At 39.8% G+C, this 18500-nt stretch carries 17 protein-coding genes; 13 read left to right on the top strand and 4 right to left on the bottom strand.

The window, feature by feature from the left end:
• The first annotated feature begins 55 nt into the window (after nucleotides 1-55).
• From PING_RS16670 to PING_RS16640, 6 genes are all read left to right on the top strand, one after another.
• Nucleotides 56-1369 carry an adenylosuccinate synthase gene (locus tag PING_RS16670; RefSeq protein WP_011771473.1) on the top strand — a complete coding sequence of 438 codons (1314 nt, stop codon included), beginning with the start codon at nucleotides 56-58 and terminating at the stop codon, nucleotides 1367-1369.
• Nucleotides 1370-1520: 151 nt separating this feature from the next.
• Nucleotides 1521-2477 carry a trehalose operon repressor TreR gene (gene treR, locus PING_RS16665; RefSeq protein ID WP_011771472.1) on the top strand — a complete coding sequence of 319 codons (957 nt, stop codon included), beginning with the start codon at nucleotides 1521-1523 and terminating at the stop codon, nucleotides 2475-2477.
• Nucleotides 2478-3384: 907 nt separating this feature from the next.
• A complete protein-coding gene (locus PING_RS16655) occupies nucleotides 3385-4998 on the top strand; it encodes a glycerol-3-phosphate dehydrogenase/oxidase (protein WP_011771471.1) in 1614 nt (537 codons plus the stop codon).
• Nucleotides 4999-6066: 1068 nt separating this feature from the next.
• Entirely contained in the window at nucleotides 6067-6462 is a 396-nt protein-coding gene (locus PING_RS16650; protein ID WP_011771470.1) for a DNA polymerase III subunit psi, read from the top strand.
• A 117-nt stretch (nucleotides 6463-6579) separates the two neighbouring features.
• Nucleotides 6580-7056, top strand: a complete 477-nt coding sequence (gene rimI / locus PING_RS16645; protein ID WP_157035390.1) for a ribosomal protein S18-alanine N-acetyltransferase — start codon at nucleotides 6580-6582, stop codon at nucleotides 7054-7056.
• 17 nt (nucleotides 7057-7073) lie between these two features.
• Nucleotides 7074-7817 (top strand): RNA methyltransferase, encoded by a 744-nt coding sequence (locus PING_RS16640; RefSeq protein ID WP_011771468.1) that lies wholly within the window; start codon nucleotides 7074-7076, stop codon nucleotides 7815-7817.
• Between the two features lie 65 nt (nucleotides 7818-7882).
• On the opposite strand, the gene PING_RS16635 is transcribed toward PING_RS16640, so the two are convergent.
• Both PING_RS16635 and metK read right to left on the bottom strand, forming a co-directional pair.
• On the bottom strand, nucleotides 7883-8371 hold the full coding sequence (locus tag PING_RS16635) for a SprT family zinc-dependent metalloprotease (RefSeq protein ID WP_011771467.1): 489 nt from the start codon (nucleotides 8369-8371) through the stop codon (nucleotides 7883-7885).
• 18 nt (nucleotides 8372-8389) lie between these two features.
• On the bottom strand, nucleotides 8390-9538 hold the full coding sequence (gene metK, locus PING_RS16630) for a methionine adenosyltransferase (protein ID WP_011771466.1): 1149 nt from the start codon (nucleotides 9536-9538) through the stop codon (nucleotides 8390-8392).
• A 217-nt stretch (nucleotides 9539-9755) separates the two neighbouring features.
• Between metK and PING_RS16625 the strand changes: the two genes are divergently transcribed.
• Nucleotides 9756-10004 carry a hypothetical protein gene (locus PING_RS16625; protein WP_011771465.1) on the top strand — a complete coding sequence of 83 codons (249 nt, stop codon included), beginning with the start codon at nucleotides 9756-9758 and terminating at the stop codon, nucleotides 10002-10004.
• A 221-nt stretch (nucleotides 10005-10225) separates the two neighbouring features.
• Nucleotides 10226-11428, top strand: coding sequence for a peptidoglycan DD-metalloendopeptidase family protein (locus tag PING_RS16620; protein ID WP_232279380.1), 1203 nt, complete (start codon nucleotides 10226-10228; stop codon nucleotides 11426-11428).
• Nucleotides 11429-11572: 144 nt separating this feature from the next.
• Here the strand turns inward: PING_RS16620 and PING_RS16615 are convergent, their stop codons facing one another.
• Nucleotides 11573-12046 carry an Rsd/AlgQ family anti-sigma factor gene (locus PING_RS16615; RefSeq protein ID WP_011771463.1) on the bottom strand — a complete coding sequence of 158 codons (474 nt, stop codon included), beginning with the start codon at nucleotides 12044-12046 and terminating at the stop codon, nucleotides 11573-11575.
• Between the two features lie 159 nt (nucleotides 12047-12205).
• Here PING_RS16615 and nudC point away from each other — a divergent pair, with 159 nt between their 5' ends.
• The 5 genes from nudC to purD all read left to right on the top strand — a co-directional run bounded on the left by nudC (nucleotide 12206) and on the right by purD (nucleotide 18098).
• Nucleotides 12206-13027: an NAD(+) diphosphatase gene (nudC, locus tag PING_RS16610; protein WP_011771462.1), complete on the top strand. Its 822-nt coding sequence runs from the start codon at nucleotides 12206-12208 to the stop codon at nucleotides 13025-13027.
• An 82-nt stretch (nucleotides 13028-13109) separates the two neighbouring features.
• Nucleotides 13110-14174, top strand: coding sequence for a uroporphyrinogen decarboxylase (hemE, locus tag PING_RS16605; RefSeq protein WP_011771461.1), 1065 nt, complete (start codon nucleotides 13110-13112; stop codon nucleotides 14172-14174).
• A gap of 140 nt (nucleotides 14175-14314) precedes the next feature.
• Nucleotides 14315-14824 carry a GNAT family N-acetyltransferase gene (locus tag PING_RS16600; protein ID WP_011771460.1) on the top strand — a complete coding sequence of 170 codons (510 nt, stop codon included), beginning with the start codon at nucleotides 14315-14317 and terminating at the stop codon, nucleotides 14822-14824.
• Nucleotides 14825-14997: 173 nt separating this feature from the next.
• The gene (purH, locus tag PING_RS16595) at nucleotides 14998-16590 is read left to right on the top strand and encodes a bifunctional phosphoribosylaminoimidazolecarboxamide formyltransferase/IMP cyclohydrolase (protein ID WP_011771459.1); all 1593 of its coding nucleotides are present in this window, start codon (nucleotides 14998-15000) and stop codon (nucleotides 16588-16590) included.
• Between the two features lie 218 nt (nucleotides 16591-16808).
• Nucleotides 16809-18098 (top strand): phosphoribosylamine--glycine ligase, encoded by a 1290-nt coding sequence (gene purD / locus PING_RS16590; protein WP_011771458.1) that lies wholly within the window; start codon nucleotides 16809-16811, stop codon nucleotides 18096-18098.
• A gap of 110 nt (nucleotides 18099-18208) precedes the next feature.
• Here the strand turns inward: purD and PING_RS16585 are convergent, their stop codons facing one another.
• Nucleotides 18209-18484: an HU family DNA-binding protein gene (locus tag PING_RS16585; RefSeq protein ID WP_011771457.1), complete on the bottom strand. Its 276-nt coding sequence runs from the start codon at nucleotides 18482-18484 to the stop codon at nucleotides 18209-18211.
• Between the last annotated feature and the right edge of the window lie 16 nt (nucleotides 18485-18500).

Below are 18500 nucleotides of genomic sequence, written 5' to 3'. Positions count from 1 at the left end.
CAGGTTTAATGTTTGCTAAAATCTGCGTTTAATTCGCTAGAGATATGTAATTCTGATGGGAAATAATGTAGTAGTACTTGGCACTCAATGGGGTGACGAAGGTAAAGGCAAGGTCGTAGACCTGCTAACTGACAAAGCACAATGGGTTGTTCGCTATCAAGGTGGACACAATGCTGGTCACACACTTGTAATTGATGGTGAGAAAACAGTTCTTCATCTTATCCCATCGGGAATCCTGCGCGATAACGTAAAATGTGTTATCGGAAACGGCGTGGTGTTATCACCTGAAGCTCTATTAGAAGAGCTGAAAATGCTGGAAGATCGGGGTGTGCCTGCAAAAGAACGTCTGCATATTAGTGAAGGCTGTCCTTTAATTCTCCCGTATCATATTGCTCTTGATGCTGCACGAGAACTTGCTCGTGGTGATAAAGCCATTGGTACAACAGGCCGTGGTATTGGTCCTGCATATGAAGATAAAGTTGCTCGTCGCGGATTGCGCGTTGATGATTTATTTAATATGGAAACTTTTGCAGTTAAGCTAAAGGAAGTAATTGATTACCATAATTTCCAATTAGTGAATTACTACAAAGTAGAAGCGGTTAACTTTGATGAAGTATTAAAACAGGTGCAAAGTGTTGCAGACCTGCTTATTAGTCTGGTTATCGATGTAACGGACGAACTTGATAAAGCTCGTTTACGTGGTGAAAATATTCTGTTTGAAGGTGCTCAGGGCACGCTGCTTGATATTGACCACGGTACCTACCCGTATGTAACCTCTTCAAATACAACCGCTGGTGGTGTTGCGACGGGAAGTGGTTTTGGTCCTGCTCATATCGATTATGTATTAGGTATTGTCAAAGCTTATACGACGCGTGTCGGATCGGGCCCTTTCCCAACTGAATTGTATGATGGTGTCGATAAACTTGATCCGGCTGGTAAACATCTTGGTACTGTCGGGCATGAGTTTGGCGCGACAACAGGTCGTTTACGTCGGACAGGCTGGTTTGATGCAGTTGCCATTAAACGTGCGGTGCAATTAAACAGTATTACCGGTTTTTGCTTAACTAAACTTGATGTTTTAGATGGTTTGGAAGAAATTAAAATCTGTACTGCCTACAAAATGCCCGGTGATAAACTGGTAGACGTTCCACCTATGTCTGCAGAGGGTTATGAGCAAGCGGTACCTGTTTATGAAACAGTGCCTGGCTGGACGGAAAGTTCATTTGGGGTAACCTCATTTGATGCGCTGCCAAAAAATGCTCAAGCTTATGTTCGACGTTTGGAAGAGATAACAGGTATCCCAATGGATATTATCTCGACAGGCCCGGATCGTAATGAAACTATGATTCAGGTTAACCCGTTTAATTAATCAAACGGTCAGCTGTTAATAAAAAGCCTTTATACTTGTAAAGTGATAAAGGCTTTTTTTAATTATTGATATTCACGCCACTCTGTAAAATCATTAAAATCCCTCCCATCACAGAGATAATAAACAAGTCTTTTTCAACTCGAATAAACTTATGACAAAAAAATTAACTATTCTTGATATCGCAAAGTTAGCCGGGGTTGGAAAATCGACCGTTTCCCGTGTCTTAACTAACGACCCTAAAGTAAAGGCGAGTACCCGAGAAAAAGTGCAGCGACTTATTCAGGAATCTGGTTTTGTGCCATCGAAATCAGCCCAAATTATGGGTGGCGGGCGTACCAACGTTATCGGTATTATTTTATCTCGTTTGGATTCTGCCTCCGAAAATAAAGTGGTGAGTGCTATTCTGGAAGTGATCTATGCAGCGGGTTACGATGCGCTGATTATGGAAGGGCAATTTAGTGCAGCAAAAACCGATGAGCATTTAGCCGTTTTACAAAAAAAAGATGTTGATGGTGTTATTTTATTTGGTTTTACCGGCTGTGATTTATCAAGCGTTGAAAAGTTAGCCCATAAAGCCGTGGTTATTGCCGTTGATAGTAAGCGTGTTTCATCTGTTGGTTATGATAATGATGGCATTATTAAACAGGCAATGAACTATATGCAGGCACAGGGAAAGCAGCATATTAGTTTTATCGGTGTCGATATTAAGGATAAAACAACGGGCTTAATGCGTCTTAATGCTTATTTGGATTATTGTCAGTCTGCCAATATAAAACCGCACTATCAAACAGGGTTACTGAATTATCACAGTGCTTATGAACTCACTGATTTGGTGCTGATGCCTGAAACAGAGGCAATTGTTTGTGCCAGTGATACCTTAGCGATGGGGGTTGCTAAACGTCTTCAGGAACTTGGCCGCAGCGAAATACTGGTATCAGGTGTGGGGGCAACAGATTTATTAGCCTTTATTTTTCCAAATACATTCAGTATCGATCCCGGTTATTACGCGGTAGGCAAAACTTCTGCAGATTTACTTATCAAACAGTTAGAGGGCGGACGCGAAGTGATGCACATTACCCAACAGGCCTTCCTAGCTAACCCATCTTAATAAGCACTCATAAAAAAAGCACTAAAAAGGTGATAATGCTTGCAGGTTAAAATTATTCCTAACTGGGTTGTGAGTTTTATTTGGAATGTTCTGTTCGTCACCATTTTATGGTCAGCTAAAGTGGTTCAGAATAGTACTGGATTATTTGCTGAAGTGATAATAATATTCGAATGCAGCTTACGTCTTGTTATACCAATTCCACTAATTAAGAGATCTATTTAGGCACCGGAAAAACGCATGAAAGCAAGGCATTGATTGCACTAACTAGTTGTTCTAATTATAAAATCAATCACGAAGCTAGTATGTGTTTTAACACGTATAAATGAGCAGAAAATTAATGGATTTGGTATTAGTGCTCATTTCCCTTCGCAATTATTGACGACTTTATTATTTTTTTTGGTCTTCTACCCTCAAAGTTGAATCTGCTTTTTGATATATCCTTATTTCCTTCATAATCTTCTCAGACTTATTTTATACAATAAATTGCAGTCTGATTTTACTCAATTATGACTTAATGCCAGTAAATTTCACCATGAATTATTTGAAATGCGCTGATTGTTAAGGACTGTTAACCTTTCAAATACAAATTTCATTCAATATAAAAGTGTTCTGAGTAAGGCATGAGAAGATTGTTCTTTTTGGATAGAAAAAAATTATTACCCTGCATTGATATAGTCTGAGATTAAAATAACTTAACAAATTTATTACCAACTAGGGTTGCTCAGTTGGTTTTTTGTTTTGACTGCTGCTAGTTATTCTTTATTTTCTCAACTAACTCATTAACTCGCGATCATATTTTGTCAGTAATCTGCTAATAATCATATTAATTAGAACGACTATATGCTCTAATGTGAGCGGAAACGAACATTATTGTGAGCTATCGAACATTTAAATCAAGGATTCCGAAATGAGCCTCAATCGAATAAACAATATTAAGCAACTGGCTGAAGATGAGCTAGATGTACTTATTTTAGGCGGTGGTATCAATGGTGCTGTTGCAGCTGCATCTTTGGCTGCTAAAGGTGCTAAAGTTGGCCTTATTGATAAGGGAGATTTTGCAGGAGCAACGAGCTCTAATTCATCGAATCTTGCATGGGGTGGTATCAAATACCTGGAGAGCCATGAATATTTATTAGTTAATAAGCTTTGTAAAAGCCGTAACAACCTTATGAGACATTATCCGTCATCGGTTACTGAGGTTCGTTTCTTAACAACTATTCAAAAAGGTTTTCGTTTTCCTGTCTGGTTTGTGTTTATGGGGACTTTGGCTTATTGGTTATTTGGACGATTATTTACGATGGCACCTAAGTATCTTACTCGAAATGCTATCAAGAAATTAGAGCCAAGCATTAAGACAGAGGGCGCACAAGCAGGTTTTGAATATTCAGATGCATTCTTAAAAGATAATGACTCACGTTTTGTTTTTAATTTTATAACGGCTGCTGCAAAAAAATCGGCGGCTGTTGCTAACTATGTAGAATCGGTAAATGCCGTTCGTGAAAACGGACTATGGGTAATACAAGCGAAAGATACTACCAATAATAAAATATTCACTATTAAAGCGAAAACACTGATCAATGCCTGTGGTCCTTTGGTTGACCAAGTTAATAAAGGGTCTGAGCAGAAAACATCACATCATCATTTATTTTCTAAGGGTGTTCATTTAACCGTTGATCGTATTTCAAAAGAACACCGTGTATTGGCATTTTTTGCCAGTGATGGGCGTTTATTCTTTGTCTTACCTATGGGAAATAAAACCTGTATTGGCACAACAGATAATCAAGTTGAGAGTCATCAAACATCGGTAACCGACGAAGATCGTCAATTTATTCTCGATAATGCCAATGCCTTATTAGAATTAGATAAGCCGCTAACCAAAGCTGACATTATTGCAGAGCGGTGTGGTGTACGACCATTAGCGATTGAAGCCGAAGAAGGTGTTGCTGATTGGGTTGCCTTGTCACGTAAGCATGCAATAGATGTTAATAAAGCCGATAAACACATTAGTATTTTTGGTGGTAAGCTGACGGATTGTATTAACGTAGGTGAAGAAATTGCAGAGATAGTTAAAAGTTTATCTATTCCACTGCCAAAATCAGAATCAATCTGGTATGGCGAGCCAGCTGACTCAGTTAAAGCAAAATTTATGAGCGCTATTGAAGAATTTAATATTGATAAATTGACTCCAAAAGGAGCTATTGAGCCTTTATCGGGTCGTTTCTGGCGTCGTTATGGTGAAGATGCTTTTATTCTATTGGAAGCTATTAAGCAGAACCCTGAAAAGGCAAATCTAGCACTTGAACATACAGAGTTTACTTGGGCTGAAATCGATTGGGTAGCCGACCATGAAATGATTGTTAACCTCGATGATCTATTGCGTAGACGTTCAAAAGCAACCCTTGTTATTCGTAAAGAATATTTAGATAATGCAAAAGGACTGGAAGCTGTCAGCGAACGTATTTTTGGTGAAAACGCGCAGCAAAAAGTCGCCGAGTTTCGCAGTACAGCCAACTTCAATTGAGTATAAATTTAATAGCCACTTGCTCAGCTTGTGTACTAACGTTAAAGAGTAACCTTACCTAGAGTAACTAGGCAAGGTTACTCTTTAACTATCAATTTATTAGGGAAGTAGTTTTAATGCTACATCCCTAATGTTCGTTTATCTTTCGTTGCGAACATAATGAATAAATTGACGTTATTTCATAACTGACTAAATAACAGTCATTTAATTTCAGCTAGAGCGACCTATTAGAAAGCTTATTGGCTGTGATTCTTACCTTCCACACAATTAAGAAACAGGCTCTTATTTAATCGAAATAAGCGGGAAATCTTCGGGAATATCTGTTTGGTTAGTATGGATTTGATCAAATTTCGATAACGAAGCTACTCTGCGACCTTTCTACTAGAGGTTGGACTTGATAAGCATGATGAATTTTAATTTCAAGATGCATATTCAAATCACTTTCCATAAAAAACGCTAACGCTTGCTCAAGTGTAAGAATTTTTCCTCCAGAAAATTCCTTAGAAAATCAACTACCAGCGCATCTAAAGCTAACCTTGAGTCAGTTGTAAATGGTGCTGATTGGATTGCTGTTGAAGATTTAAGCTATCTTGGCGAATATTCAAAGTGATTTTTATATCTGCATACCATCAATTTTCTTCTAAAAAAGAGATTCTATCTTTATTGTTTTAACTCGTACTCTGTTTATTTATTGTTAAAATTCAGAAGCCAGGGGAGTAACATCATCCATGAACAGAATAGAAGAGAGCAGTTGGAGGCTGCGTCTTTCGATACCATCACGGAGAGAAGATAGCTTTTTCGGTTAAGGCTGAAAGGAAGTGGTACTGTCTTTTAGATGGACAACTGATAATGCAGAGGAAGTCCTAAAGCCCTCTGGATGCTACTAGATGAAATAAAAAACTTCAAGATGCTGAGGGCATCATAACGAGGTATATAACAATAGTGAGCTTTTTTTTCTGAAAATTTTACCGGTGAGTTATTGGCCATTGATTATTGCTTCGGCTGACCTTCATTCAATGTTATTATTTGTTTTATTTTTTAAACATCAGATAATTGATTGGATTTTCGATGAAACATCAACAAGCGCTTTATTTACAGGAGATGGGGATAACCCGTTGGCAAGTCCGTAAACCTGATTTGTTCCCTCTTTCTCTAAATTTATGCACTATTGATTTAAGTCATTATAAATTGTTGCTGGTGGCCTCGACAGCCGACTTTGCACACCCTCTTATGCCCAGCATACTCAATGCCTTTAATTTAAAATTAAGCGAAGTATACTGCTGCTCAACGGATCAATTTGAAAACCTGCAGGGACAGTTACCCGAACTTATCTGGTCAACTCTGGGTGAAATTAATCAACCCCATGGTCATAAGTTATTAACATCATCAACCCTTGTACAGTTGGCTGCTGACGCAAATGCAAAAAAGGCATTATGGAAACAGTTTTGTGCTTTTAATCAATAAGAGTGAGCTGCGGGCTACGAGCTACGAGTCACGAGCTCGAAGCTCGAATGCTCGAGGTTCGAAAGCTATGAGTAACGAGTAACGAGTAATGAATACGAAATCAATATGGAAGCAATTATGCCTGCACCTTTAATCATCAATAAAGAAAAATTACAAATAGTGCCCATGGGACTCGCCGATATAGAGGATGTCTTTAACATTGAATCTCGTTGCCATAGCCATCCCTGGTCAAAAAAATTGTTTTTGAGTAATTTTGGCACAAGGTATTTTAGTCATATTTTACTCGCTGACGAGCAGGTAATCGGTTATTTTGTTGCCAGTTCAGTTGCTGGAGAGGTAACTTTAATGAATATTGCTATTGAGCCTGAAGTGCAGGGGCAGGGATTGGGGAATATTTTATTACAGTTTCTAAAAGACTACTCACAAGCAAAGGATGAAGAGGAAGTCTGGTTAGAGGTACGCGCTTCTAATCTTTATGCGCTAAAACTTTATCAAAAACTGGGTTTTGTTGAGCTTGATAGACGTAAAGATTATTATCCTTGTAAAAATGGCAGAGAAGATGCTGTTATTATGTGTTGCTACCTATCACTTTGAAGAACGAGAAATAAATTATGATTTCAAAAAATCAGCTAAAACTTATTCATGCACTTGAGCAAAAAAAACAGCGTAAAAAAAATGGTCTGTTTTTAGTGCAGGGTGAAAAAAATGTGGGTGAATTGTTTAATTCTGATTTTACGGTAAAACAACTTTTTGCAACCAGCAGTTATATCAATAAAAATAGCAGGGCACTTAACGAGTTTGGCCTTGTTAGTCTTACTATTGAAGCCACAGAAGATGAGTTAAAAAAAGCAGGGACTTTAATATCAAATAACAGCGTGCTTGCTGTGGTCGAGTGCAAAATAATGCCGCTTCCACAAATCCAAAAAGATGAATTGATTCTGGTATTGGATCAGGTAGGTGATCCCGGAAACTTAGGGACTATTATTCGTGTTGCCGACTGGTACGGGATTAAACATATTATTTGCAGCCCGGACTGTGCTGATTTTTATAATCCTAAAGTGATCGCTGCCAGTATGGGATCATTTGCACGAGTACAGGTGAGTCACACAGATTTGTCTGAATATCTGAGTCAACAATCAATGGCGATTTATGGGGCTTTTCTGGAAGGGGAAAATATTCATAAAGCAAATTTAAATAAAAGTGCTTTTATTGTGATGGGCAGTGAATCACACGGTATTTCGCCAGAGATTGAAAAATTTATCAGCCATAAAATGACGATCCCCAGTTTTGGAGGTGCGGAGTCATTAAATGTGGCTATGGCAACGGGTATTATTGTCGATAATTTTAAACGTTAAATGGGCTCTGCATCCCTTTTTACATCCAGAGGGCAGAGTCTTCAATCTGGTCATGGCAGCGGGTATTATAACCCCTTAATTTTCAATTCTCCCTGACACTTTTGACACCGGTATTTAAGACCTTTTAAAATTTTGTTATGGCGTCTTATGGTCAGTTGATGGGTGGTGCAATCACATTGATAAGCAAACTGCCTGCCAATAACATCACTAATATTCAATGAATGCGTCGTATCTGCAGGGCAGTTAAAGATGTTTTGCATTACAAATTGCCACTCTTTGCCATGCGGGCGGACTTTTCCATAATATTGATAGGCGACCAGATGGGCAACCTCGTGAGGTACTACCTGTGCAAAAAAATCAGCTGAATTTTGTTTAAACAAGATGGGGTGATATTTGATCAGATTAAGCTGTAAATGTGCGCTACCGGCACTTTTCCCCCGTTGGTTAAACAGGTAAGCTGGGCGTTTGAAAGCACGATCAAAAAAGCACTCGGCCAAAATGAAAAATTTTTCACTTCGGCTAATGAGTGCTTTTTTATCTGCGTCATTTACCATGTTTAATTTAACTAAGCGCTAAAATGCGCCCGCTTTTAACGCTTCAACTTTATCTAAGGCTTCCCATGGGAATTCATTACGACCAAAGTGCCCATAAGCGGCTGTTGATTGGTAAATGGGCTGAATAAGATTCAACATCTCGATCAGTCCATAAGGACGTAAGTCAAAATGCTCACGAATCAATTGGATGATTAAATCTTTTTTTACTTTTTCTGTGCCGAATGTTTCGACACTGATCGAGGTTGGCTCTGCAACACCTATGGCATAAGAAACCTGAATTTCACAACGATCAGCAAGACCCGCTGCAACGATGTTTTTTGCCACATAACGGGCTGCATATGCCGCGCTGCGGTCAACTTTTGAGGGATCTTTACCGGAGAATGCACCACCACCATGGCGTGCTGAACCACCATAAGTATCAACAATAATTTTACGCCCGGTAAGGCCACAATCACCAACAGGTCCGCCAATGACGAAGCGGCCCGTTGGATTAATAAAGTATTTGGTGCGCTCAGAAAGCCACTCGGCGGGTAATACGGGTTTGATTATCTCTTCCATTACCGCTTCAACTAAATCTTCTTGTTTGATATCTTCTGAGTGTTGAGTGGAAAGGACGACCGCATCAATACCAACAATTTTGCCATGATCATAAGCAAAGGTCACCTGACTTTTAGCGTCGGGGCGTAACCATGGAAGCGTCTTATTTTTACGCACTTTTGCTTGTCGTTTAACCAGGTGGTGCGCATAAGTAATAGGTGCCGGCATAAAAACGTCTGTTTCATTCGTGGCATAACCGAACATTAAACCTTGGTCTCCAGCGCCCTGCTCGCGAGGATCACTACGGTCAACACCCTGATTAATGTCTGGCGATTGTTTGCCTATTACATTTAAAATGGCGCATGAGTCAGCGTCAAAGCCCATTTCTGAACTGGTGTAACCTATGTTGCGTACGGTATTACGGGTGATCTCTTCGATATCAACCCAGGCATCAGTGGTGATTTCACCACCAACCATTACCATGCCGGTTTTTACATAAGTCTCACAAGCAACACGTGCTTTTTTATCTTGTTTTAAAATTGCATCAAGTACCGCATCGGAAATTTGATCGGCGATTTTATCGGGATGACCTTCAGAGACGGATTCTGAAGTAAATAAGTCACGTGACATGTGAGCTCCTAACTGGTTACAAGGTAAATTTTTTGGATGTTTTTACATCTAGACGTCTATCTTACATTTTTTTGTGATGGAAAACACCTTAATTATTTAAGCAATCCGCATAAAAAATGAAAAATAAGAGTTGTTTTTTATAAATAAAATAAAAAACTGATATACTTTATTATTTTATTTTGATTGATCACTTTCCCTGTATGAGTTGTATTAAGTTATGCCATTGTTATTACGTTTAAAGGCGTTTTTTAAAGCGTCCATTGCCGTTGTGAATATTCTTCCCCGGAAACATTTTGTCGCCTTGATTCTATTATCTATCTTTCTGCTTGTTGTGTCCTTGGTTCCTGTGCCGCCAAAAACTCCAAAAAAAATTTACCACTCATTAGAACTACCCGATAGAGTTGTTGTCGAAGATAAGCATGCGGCTACCGACCCTGCTGTTATAATAAAAAACGAATTAAAATGAGATCTATTTTTTTTATAAAAAAATAAAAAACTTGGTATACTTCTCCGTTTTATTTTCATTACTCCCTTTCCCTGCTTGAGTTGTACTAAGTTATGCTATTTTTGTTACCTTTAAAGGCGTTTTTTAAAGCGTCTATCGCCGTTGTGAATAATCTTCCCCGGAAACATTTTTTCGCTTTGATTTTATTATTTGTATTTCTTTTGGTTATTTCCCTGGTTCCCATGCAGCCGAAAACCAAAAAAACAATTTACCGCTCATTAGAACTACCTGAGGGAGTTGTTGTTAAAGATGAGCATGCGGCTGCCGAACCGCTTGCTGCAATAAAAGATGAATATGCAAAAGTATTTCCTGATTTTTCGGGAAACAAAGAAGTTGAATTTGAGGTTAACGATGGTGACTCTCTCAGCAATATTTTTGAAAAAGAGAGCTTGTCGGCAGGTGCATTACAGCTTTTGTTAGATGCCGATAAAGAACATCTGCGCTTAGCCAACCTAATCCCAGGGCAAAGGATTAAGTTATTGATTGGTCCTGACAACAATCTGCTCTCCTTAAAAGTATTTTTGGATCTTGCCAATACGTTAACCTTTACTCTGAAAGAGGATCAATATGATGCACTTTTGGAAACTAAAGCGGGGAAATGGCGCGAAAGTTTATACCAAGGTCGTATCATAGGAAGCTTCTATAAGACAGCCAAAGCTTCAGGTCTTACGGCGGCGCAGATTCAACAAGTATCAGCGACTCTGCAGGATAAAATTAACTTTAACCGTCTTTATGCTGGAGATACTTTCCGTGTGTTAGTGTCAAAACAATATATTGATGGACAATATAGTTCAGAAAGTGACGTATTGGCTATTTTGATTAAAAACAGGAATAAAACTTATACCGCTTTTCTGCATGAAGACGGGCGTTATTATGATAAAAATAGGCAAGGCTTAAGTAAAGCTTATCGACGCTTTCCTGTGAATGGAAAGTTCCGCATCAGTTCTAACTTTAATCGAAAACGTTTACATCCAATCACCAAAAGAGTAAGTCCCCATAACGGTACTGATTTTGCTGTATCAACGGGCACAAAAGTTTATAGCATTGGTGATGGTGTTGTTTTGCGGGCAGGTTATCATCCCGCAGCTGGCAATTATATTGTTATGCAGCATAGCCGGAAATACACCACACGTTATTTGCATTTAAGTAAAATTTTGGTTCGTAAAGGGCAGAGAGTAGAAAGGGGCGCTGTGATAGCTAGAAGTGGTAATACCGGGCGTTCAACCGGGGCGCATCTGCATTATGAATTTCAAATAAATAATCGCCCGGTAGATGCAATGAAAGTGTCGTTACCTCTTTCAACAGCAGTCTCTAAAAAAGAGGAGCGTGCTTTTGATAAAAGACGCGATCTTTACCTGCAGGAGATGGGCATTAATAATATCTAAGATAGATATGATAGGAGTAATAATAGCGCTGAGTATTAAGTTAATAGCGCTATTATTATTGATGCCGGTGTATTTGACTCAGGCAGTGTCATTTCGCTGCCTATTTTTAACACTCTGACTAAAAACACATAAATATATTATTTTTTATGCCAATGTATGGTGCAGGTGTACAACTTCAAGCAGCTGGTCTTCACGTTCAAAACGCTCTTCCATTAGCTGACCTAAGTTAGAAAGATCGCGGTCAAAATCAACTAAGGCTTGCTCATTGGCTGATTCTGCATACTTATCGTTAAAACTCAACGCTGCATCTGTGGTTGTCGTAATGCGTGAATATAACTCCTGAGCAATTTTTAAATTGTTTTCCCCATCTAATTTGCATTGTGTAATTATCTGCTCGTAGATTTCGAAGTGTCCGGTGGATGCATAGTCAAGCAGAAGTTGGCAAAAATGAGTAATTTTTTCTTGTGCGGGTAAGCTGTGATTTGTCTCTTGGTAAGGTGGTAATCCTGCCAGTTTGCAATATACAACCACTAGTGTCTGACGTTCTTCGAGCCAATTATCAATAACTGAAAGTCTGCCACCCCATTCTTCTTTTGCGCGTTCTAATTTGGTTAGCATATCGTGCACCTCGTTATTAGTAGACTGGAACTGTTAAATAAAAATAGATAAAATTGCACTTAGCGTCAACATGAATTTGAATTTGTAGATAATCTTACTGTATAACTGTGAAGTAATCCCAGTCCCTAGAATTAAATTTCCGATAAATAAGGAAGCATAATGCAGCCGGAAAAAAATAACGTTAGCAAGCAAGAGAATGCTTGGTGGTTTATTATCGCGAGAGATCAAATTGTATTACAGCCGCAAGGGAATTTCATTCCCTACGGTAATCTTGATGATTTGCCATTTCCCGAAGCATTAGCTAATAATGTGAAAAAAATAGGAGATTACGATTCAAGCCCTTGTTATTTAATCGTATTGCAGGAGAAATTAGATGTTGGTCTGGGGGAATATTTCCCATTACGCTCTTTGTTGGGACAGATCCATGATCTCTTATTTGATCTGGCGGGTCGTGCCTTTCAAGTCGCTTTATTTTATCAAACACATCAGTATTGTGGTAAGTGCGGTAATAAAATGCATGCCATAAACTGGGAAACCGCAATGAAATGCTACCATTGCCAGCACCGCTGTTATCCGCGTGTTTCTCCCTGTGTTATTGTTGGTATTCGTAAAGGCAAGGAAATATTATTAGCAGTGCATCATCGCCATTTGAAACAGAACAACCCGGTTTTTACGGTTTTAGCCGGATTTGTTGAAGCCGGAGAAACACTGGAGATGTGTGTTGAACGTGAAGTCTATGAGGAATCAAGGATCCGGGTCAAAAATATCGAATATATCAGTAGTCAACCTTGGCCTTTCCCGCACTCTTTAATGATGGGTTTTTTTGCTGAATATGAATCAGGTGAAATCAAGATTGATAAAAATGAGCTTGTTGAAGCAGCTTGGTATCATATTGATAATCTGCCTGTGTTACCAAATAACGGCACCATTGCTCGAAAGTTGATTAACAAAATGGTTGAACAATGCAAAGTCGCAATATGACAGAGTAAAAAACATTTAAAAATGGTAGCATATTTACCTATGTAAATGATTAAATGTTTAAAAAGACAGGATAGAGATAAGCATGACAGAATTAAAAAATGATCGTTATCTTCGCGCTTTATTAAAGCAAGACGTTGATAAAACACCAGTATGGATGATGCGTCAAGCGGGTAGATATTTACCTGAATATAAAAAGGTACGCGCGCAAGCCGGAGATTTTATGTCTTTGTGCCGCAATGCAGATTTGGCCTGTGAAGTAACCTTACAACCTTTACGCAGATTTGACCTTGATGCCGCTATCTTATTTTCAGATATTCTTACTATCCCAGATGCAATGGGACTGGGTCTTTATTTTGCAGAAGGGGAAGGGCCTAAGCTTAAACGCCCGATAACATGTAAAAAAGACGTTGATAATTTAATCATGCCGGATCCCGAAGGCGAACTGCAATATGTTATGAATGCGGTACGCACGATACGCCGCGAGTTAAAAGGCTCCGTTCCATTAATTGGGTTCGCCGGTAGCCCATGGACATTAGCGACTTATATGGTTGAAGGGGGGAGTTCAAAGGCTTTCACCAAGATCAAAAAAATGGCCTTTTGTGAGCCTCAACTATTACATACTTTATTAGATAAACTTGCTGATTCTGTGATTGATTATTTAAATGCACAGATAGCTGCAGGCGCGCAATCGGTAATGGTCTTCGATACTTGGGGTGGCGTGTTATCTCCTCGAGACTACAAAGATTTTTCATTACAGTATATGACCAAAATTGTTGCCGGATTACAGCGCTCCTATGAAGGTCAAAAAATTCCAGTCACATTGTTTACTAAAAATGGCGGACAGTGGTTAGAAGCGATTGCCGATACGGGTTGTGATGCGATTGGACTCGATTGGACGATTGATATGGCAAGCGCAAAAGCGCGTGTTGGAGATCGTGTGGTGTTACAGGGTAATATGGATCCTTCTATGTTATATGCAACGCCAGAGCGAATCCGTCAAGAGGTTGCGACCATATTAGCGAGTTTTGGTAAAGGAAACGGACATGTCTTTAACCTAGGCCACGGCATTCATCTAGATGTACCGCCTGAGAATGGCAAAGTATTTGTTGATGCAGTACACGAGTTGAGTATGCCGTATCACGTTTAAGTACTTCGCTTATTTTTGATAAAAACCATGCACTTGCATGGTTTTTTACTATTTTGAGTAATCTATAAGTAATTTGCTGTTGATTTTTTGTACGATTTTAGTATAAAGGTTATATGATAAATAACCGCAGAAATTAAAATATGACGTTATTTGCAGAAAATGAACACTTAACTGTTCGTCAATTTATAGCATCTGATCTCAATGATTTTACTATGCTGGTAAGTAATGCTAAGAGCATGAAATATTGCCCAACGGGTACATTAAATCGCCAACAAGCAGAAAAATTATTCACTAATATCATGACTCATGCACAGCGTTACAAGTATTGCCTTTACGCCATTGAAGATAAAAAATACAGTAAAGTCATTGGCTTGGTCGGTCTGCAGGAGTGTCGTATGGAATACGATATTGGACCAAGTTTTGTGTATCGTCTGTTGCCGGAATATAACGACAATATCACTATCCCCGCTTTATTTTCTCAATTTATTAAAAACCTTATGGTAAGCCTTCAGCTTTCAGAAATGAACGCGGTCATTGCCAAAAAAAATCGACTGACATTAACCCTTATGGAGTCTTTACACTTTAAACCGATATCTACTCTCGTTTGCCGCGGTATTGATAGTTTTTTGTATCAATATTCACCCGTGTAAATAAATTTATCTTTTAAAGGCATATCAAGCGAGATGTTTTATTGTTTTATTGAATAAAACGGCTCAAATTGCCATCGTTTTCGGGTAGAATGCTCATCTTAGTGCTTTTTAAGTTAAAAAAACCAATGACTGGTTTTGCTTATTGAACAATTAACCGAGGGATTTATCAGACGATGGAAAATAGCCGACCAATTAAACGTGCGCTGCTAAGCGTTTCAGATAAAGCTGGAATTATTGAATTCGCCAAAGAGTTATCTGCAAGAGGCGTTGAAATCCTTTCTACTGGTGGTACTTGTAAATTACTTGCTGAGAATGACATAAAAGTGACTGAAGTATCTGACTATACGGGGTTTCCTGAAATGATGGATGGGCGTGTTAAAACCTTACACCCTAAAATTCATGGTGGAATTCTTGCTCGTCGCGGTATTGATGAAGTCATTATGTCCGAAAATGATATTGCTCCTATTGATTTAGTAGTTGTCAATCTTTATCCCTTTGCTGAAACCGTTGCCCGTCCGGATTGTTCTTTAGAAGACGCCATTGAAAACATCGATATCGGTGGTCCAACTATGGTGCGTGCCGCTGCTAAGAATCATAAAGATGTGGGAATTGTTGTTAACGCAGGTGATTACCCCCGTGTGCTTAAAGAGATGCAGGAAAATAACAATAGCTTGGCTTATAAAACTCGCTTTGATCTTGCTATCGCAGCTTATGAGCATACCGCGCAATATGACGGTATGATCGCGAATTATTTCGGTACTATGGTGCCAAGCTACGGTGAGAATAGCGAAGGTGATCTTGAGTCTAAATTCCCTCGTACCATCAACATGCAGTTTAAGAAAAAGCAAGATATGCGTTACGGTGAAAATAGCCACCAAAGTGCCGCTTTTTATGTGGAAGATGATATTCAAGAAGCCTCTGTTTCTACCGCGACTCAGCTACAGGGTAAAGCCCTTTCTTACAATAATATTGCAGATACTGATGCGGCTCTTGAGTGTGTTAAAGAGTTTTCGGAGCCGGCTTGTGTAATCGTTAAACATTCTAACCCTTGTGGTGTTGCTGTTGCAGGCAATATTCTTGATGCCTATGAAGGTGCTTACAAAACAGACCCGACATCTGCTTTTGGTGGCATTATTGCCTTTAACCGTGAGCTTGATGCAAAGACCGCAGAAGCCATTGTTTCTCGCCAATTTGTTGAGGTGATTATTGCGCCTAGCGTTAGCCCGGAAGCTGCAAAAATTGTAGCGACTAAGAAAAACTTACGTTTGTTAGCCTGTGGAGAATGGTCTGACAAAACGACCCAGTTTGATATCAAGCGTGTTAATGGCGGCTTATTAGTACAGGACAGAGATCAAGGTATGGTCGGTTTAGAGGACCTTAAAGTGGTGACTAAACGTCAACCGACGGAAGCTGAATTAAAGGATCTGTTATTCAGCTGGAAAGTGGCTAAATTTGTGAAATCAAATGCGATTGTTTATGTTAAAAACAATGCGACAGTGGGTGTTGGCGCAGGGCAAATGAGCCGAGTTTACAGTGCGAAAGTCGCAGGTATCAAAGCCGCCGATGAAAACCTCGTCGTTGCAGGTTCAGTCATGTCATCGGATGCCTTTTTTCCTTTCCGTGATGGTATTGATGCCGCCGCTGAAGCCGGTATTAGTTGCGTGATTCAACCTGGTGGTTCAATGCGTGACAATGAAGTTATTGCAGCAGCCGACGAACATGGTATGGCAATGGTATTTACAGGAATGCGTCACTTCCGCCATTAATCGGCTCATTTATTCGTCTGTAGATGCGATCTCTGCGTTAGAGGTGCTCAATAATTCTTCAGGAAAGAATTATAACATCCGTAGGATGGCCCTTTAGGGCGTAGCACTGGATGTGCGCAGTACTTATCGTTATAAGCTGCGCACTTTTTCTTTGAGTTGAATCACCGGACATTGAGATAAACCCATTAAATCTATGGTTGAATTAAGAAGGTTAAGTTATGAATGTTTTAATTATTGGCAGCGGCGGCCGTGAGCATGCGCTTGCGTGGAAAGTCGCTCAAAATAAACAAGTTAAAAATATCTTTGTTGCCCCGGGCAATGCAGGAACGGCATTAGAAGCAAAAGTAACTAATGTTGCCATTGATGTTGAAGATATTGACGGATTAGTCAAATTTGCTAAAGAAAATCGTGTTGAATTAACGATTGTCGGCCCCGAAGCACCCTTAGTTATCGGTGTTGTAGATGCATTTACTGATGCCGGCCTTGCCTGTTTCGGTCCAACTAAGGGCGCGGCCCAGCTAGAAGGCTCAAAAGCGTTCACTAAGGACTTTTTAGCACGTCATAATATCCCAACGGCCTGGTACCAAAACTTTACTGAAATTGAGCCTGCGATCGCTTATGTTCGTGAAAAGGGTGCACCGATCGTCATTAAAGCTGACGGTCTTGCGGCGGGTAAAGGCGTTATTGTAGCGATGACACTTGCCGATGCGGAAGAAGCTATTCATGACATGCTAGCGGGCAATGCATTTGGCTCTGCCGGGCACCGTGTTGTTATTGAAGAGTTCTTAGACGGTGAAGAAGCTTCATTTATTGTGATGGTTGATGGCGAAAATATTGTTCCTATGGCCACCAGTCAAGATCATAAACGTGTCGGTGATGGTGATACCGGGCCAAATACGGGCGGTATGGGTGCATACTCTCCCGCGCCTGTAGTGACGCCTGAAATGCATCAGCGCATAATGGACTTAGTCATTAACCCAACTGTTAAAGGCATGGCGGCTGAAGGTAATAGTTACAGCGGTTTTCTTTATGCGGGTCTGATGATCATGGCCGATGGAACACCTAAAGTTATCGAATACAACTGTCGTTTTGGTGATCCGGAAACACAACCGCTGTTGTTGCGCATGAAGTCTGATCTGGTCACCTTATGCCTGGCGGGTGTAAATGGCGAATTGGCTGATATGACTGCTGAATTTGACCAACGTGCAGCGATCGGTATTGTCTTGGCGGCTGGTGGTTATCCTAATGAGTATAAAAAAGGCTTAGTGATCGAAGGTTTGCCTGACCAGGAAATGGAAGGCCTCAAAGTTTTCCATGGTGGTACCAAAGAAGTTGATGGCCAAATTGTTACCAATGGCGGACGTGTTTTGTGTGCGACAGCATTAGGCAATACAGTGACCGAGGCACAGCAAAAAGCTTACGCTCTGGCTAAGACAATTAGCTGGGATGGTATGTTCTATCGTCATGATATTGCTCATCGTGCGATTGCTCGTGAGCAGAAAAAATAAGCTGAAAAGTTGAAAGGCTAGAAACCCCGAAGGCGGGAAGCTCGAAACTCGTAGTTCGAAGCTTGAATAAAAAGCCGATGTTTTATCACATCGGCTTTTTTTCAGGTCGATTATTTATTAACGGCTTCTTTAAGCGATTTACCGGCAACAAAAGCAGGTACATTAGCCGCTTTGATTTGAATATCGGCCCCAGTTTGTGGATTTCGACCTGTACGGGCTGCCCGGTGGTTTACTTTAAAAGTACCAAATCCAATTAACTGTACTGGCTCACCATCTTTTAGACTGTCTGTTACGCTAGTCATCATCTGTTCTAAAGCCGCTTTAGCTTGAACTTTTGTTAGTTCTGCTTTCTCTGCAATATCAGTAATAAGTTGAGTTTTGTTCATCTTAGTATATCCATTT

It is taken from the genome of Psychromonas ingrahamii 37 (assembly GCF_000015285.1).
In the GTDB taxonomy this organism is placed as follows: Bacteria; Pseudomonadota; Gammaproteobacteria; order Enterobacterales; family Psychromonadaceae; genus Psychromonas; species Psychromonas ingrahamii.
Note: the sequence above shows the minus strand (reverse complement) of the source record. Positions and strands in the feature narration are given on the sequence as shown.

Bases quoted from the DNA above. Each gene is read 5' to 3' on its own strand.
- nudC (WP_011771462.1), top strand. From the start codon at position 12,206: ATGCAGCCGGAAAAAAATAACGTTAGCAAGCAAGAGAATGCTTGGTGG.
- PING_RS16635 (WP_011771467.1), bottom strand. From the start codon at position 8,371: ATGGTAAATGACGCAGATAAAAAAGCACTCATTAGCCGAAGTGAAAAA.
- PING_RS16620 (WP_232279380.1), top strand. From the start codon at position 10,226: ATGCAGCCGAAAACCAAAAAAACAATTTACCGCTCATTAGAACTACCT.
- treR (WP_011771472.1), top strand. From the start codon at position 1,521: ATGACAAAAAAATTAACTATTCTTGATATCGCAAAGTTAGCCGGGGTT.
- hemE (WP_011771461.1), top strand. From the start codon at position 13,110: ATGACAGAATTAAAAAATGATCGTTATCTTCGCGCTTTATTAAAGCAA.
- purD (WP_011771458.1), top strand. From the start codon at position 16,809: ATGAATGTTTTAATTATTGGCAGCGGCGGCCGTGAGCATGCGCTTGCG.
- PING_RS16650 (WP_011771470.1), top strand. From the start codon at position 6,067: ATGAAACATCAACAAGCGCTTTATTTACAGGAGATGGGGATAACCCGT.
- PING_RS16655 (WP_011771471.1), top strand. From the start codon at position 3,385: ATGAGCCTCAATCGAATAAACAATATTAAGCAACTGGCTGAAGATGAG.
- PING_RS16585 (WP_011771457.1), bottom strand. From the start codon at position 18,484: ATGAACAAAACTCAACTTATTACTGATATTGCAGAGAAAGCAGAACTA.
- PING_RS16600 (WP_011771460.1), top strand. From the start codon at position 14,315: ATGACGTTATTTGCAGAAAATGAACACTTAACTGTTCGTCAATTTATA.
- purH (WP_011771459.1), top strand. From the start codon at position 14,998: ATGGAAAATAGCCGACCAATTAAACGTGCGCTGCTAAGCGTTTCAGAT.
- rimI (WP_157035390.1), top strand. From the start codon at position 6,580: ATGCCTGCACCTTTAATCATCAATAAAGAAAAATTACAAATAGTGCCC.
- PING_RS16615 (WP_011771463.1), bottom strand. From the start codon at position 12,046: ATGCTAACCAAATTAGAACGCGCAAAAGAAGAATGGGGTGGCAGACTT.
- metK (WP_011771466.1), bottom strand. From the start codon at position 9,538: ATGTCACGTGACTTATTTACTTCAGAATCCGTCTCTGAAGGTCATCCC.
- PING_RS16640 (WP_011771468.1), top strand. From the start codon at position 7,074: ATGATTTCAAAAAATCAGCTAAAACTTATTCATGCACTTGAGCAAAAA.
- PING_RS16670 (WP_011771473.1), top strand. From the start codon at position 56: ATGGGAAATAATGTAGTAGTACTTGGCACTCAATGGGGTGACGAAGGT.
- PING_RS16625 (WP_011771465.1), top strand. From the start codon at position 9,756: ATGCCATTGTTATTACGTTTAAAGGCGTTTTTTAAAGCGTCCATTGCC.